This window comes from Nocardiopsis halophila DSM 44494, assembly GCF_000341245.1.
Lineage (GTDB): Bacteria > Actinomycetota > Actinomycetes > Streptosporangiales > Streptosporangiaceae > Nocardiopsis_A > Nocardiopsis_A halophila.
In genome coordinates this window covers 1-1542 of sequence record NZ_ANAD01000016.1, presented here as the reverse complement: position 1 = coordinate 1542, position 1542 = coordinate 1, and the positions used below count along the sequence as shown (strand labels likewise).

Here is a 1542-nt window from a genome sequence, read left to right as displayed (position 1 = left end):
GGGGGGGGGAGGCCCCCCCCTGCCGATCGCCTGAGTGTTTACTAGGCGGCGACCCCTGCACCCGTGAGGATGGCTCGTTCAGCGGCACGCGAGCCCCGCACTCGCGGGGTGGGGCGAACAGCTGTGTGGGGTCGCCCCCTTCCTGATGCGGACCAGAGAGGCCCTCGACAAACACGCCGCAGTGAACTCTGTGGGTCGGCACAAGAGGGACTCAGGGCGACAAAACAGACAATGGATCACGCCCCATCAACCCCGGACCGAGGACGGATCCATGGCTGAAACCCCTGCGCACACCCCTGCCCACCGCGGCCCTCGGCGGCGTGGGCTGACCGCTCGTGATCTGGCGCTCGTCGCGGTCTTCGCCGCCCTGCTTGCCGTGCTCAGCATGCCCTTCGCCATCCCCGTCGGCCCCGTGCCCATCACCCTGCAGACCCTCGGCGTCATGCTCGCGCCCGCACTCCTCGGCGCCAAGCGCGGAACGCTCTCCGTCCTCACCTTCCTCGCCCTCACCCTCGCCGGACTGCCGCTGCTCCCCGGCGGGCGCGGTGGCATCGAACCCTTCCTCGGCCCCAGCGGCGGCTACCTCCTCGGCTGGGTCCTCGGCGCCTTGGTCATCGGCGTGCTCACTCAGGCCCTCATGCGCCGCTACCGCTTCTGGCCCGGCTTCCTGATCAACATCACCGGCGGCATCGGGGTCATCTACCTCGTCGGCGTCCCCTGGAGCGCCCTCTACCTCGGCGACCCCCTCATCGCCGGGATCATCGGTGCCGCTGTCTTCCTCCCCGGCGACCTTGCCAAGGCCGCGCTCGCCGCCGCGGTCGCCTCCGCCGTGCACCGCACCTACCCCGTCCCGCCGGCCGGGCGTCGCACCACCCGCCCGGCCGACGCCCGCACCACCGAGTCCACGACCGCGGGATGAGCCCCGCACCGGCATCCACGATGATCCGACTCCGCGACGTCACCCACGCCTACGAGGGCCGCACGGTCCTGGACGGCATCACCCTCGACCTGGCCGAACACCGCATCGGGATCATCGGCGCCAACGGTTCGGGCAAGTCCACCCTCGCCCGCACCCTCAACGGCCTCGTCGTCCCCGACTCCGGCAGCGTGCTCGTCGACGACCGCGACACCCGCCGTGACCCGCACGCCGCACGCCGCCGGGTCGGGTTCGTCTTCTCGGACGCCTCGGCCCAGATCCTCATGCCCACCGTCGCAGAGGACGTCGCGCTCGGCCTGCGCCACTTCGGCCTGGGCCCCGAGGAGACCCGGCGCCGGGTGGACGCGGTCCTGCGCCGCCACGGCCTGATCGACCACCGCGACCACCCCGCGCACCTGCTCTCCGGAGGCCAGAAGCAGATGCTTGCGCTCGCCTCGGTCCTGGTCACCGAACCCGACGTGCTCGTGTGCGACGAACCCACCACGCTCCTCGACATGCACAACGCGCGCGTCATCGGCCGGACCCTGCGCGCGCTTCCGCAGCCGCTCGTCCTGCTCACCCACCAGCTCGACATGCTCGACGGTTTCGACCGCGTACTGGTCATG

The 1542-nt window shown here is 71.5% G+C and carries 2 protein-coding genes; both read left to right on the top strand.

Translation table 11 applies throughout. The features are described 5' to 3' along the window. The first annotated feature begins 385 nt into the window (after positions 1-385). Positions 386-919, top strand: coding sequence for a biotin transporter BioY (locus tag D450_RS0101845; protein WP_017536980.1), 534 nt, complete (start codon positions 386-388; stop codon positions 917-919). 20 nt (positions 920-939) lie between these two features. Then, the coding region (locus tag D450_RS0101840) for an energy-coupling factor ABC transporter ATP-binding protein (protein WP_017536979.1) at positions 940-1542 on the top strand (603 nt) is incomplete at its 3' end.

Bases quoted from the DNA above. Each gene is read 5' to 3' on its own strand.
- D450_RS0101845 (WP_017536980.1), top strand. From the start codon at position 386: ATGCCCTTCGCCATCCCCGTCGGCCCCGTGCCCATCACCCTGCAGACC.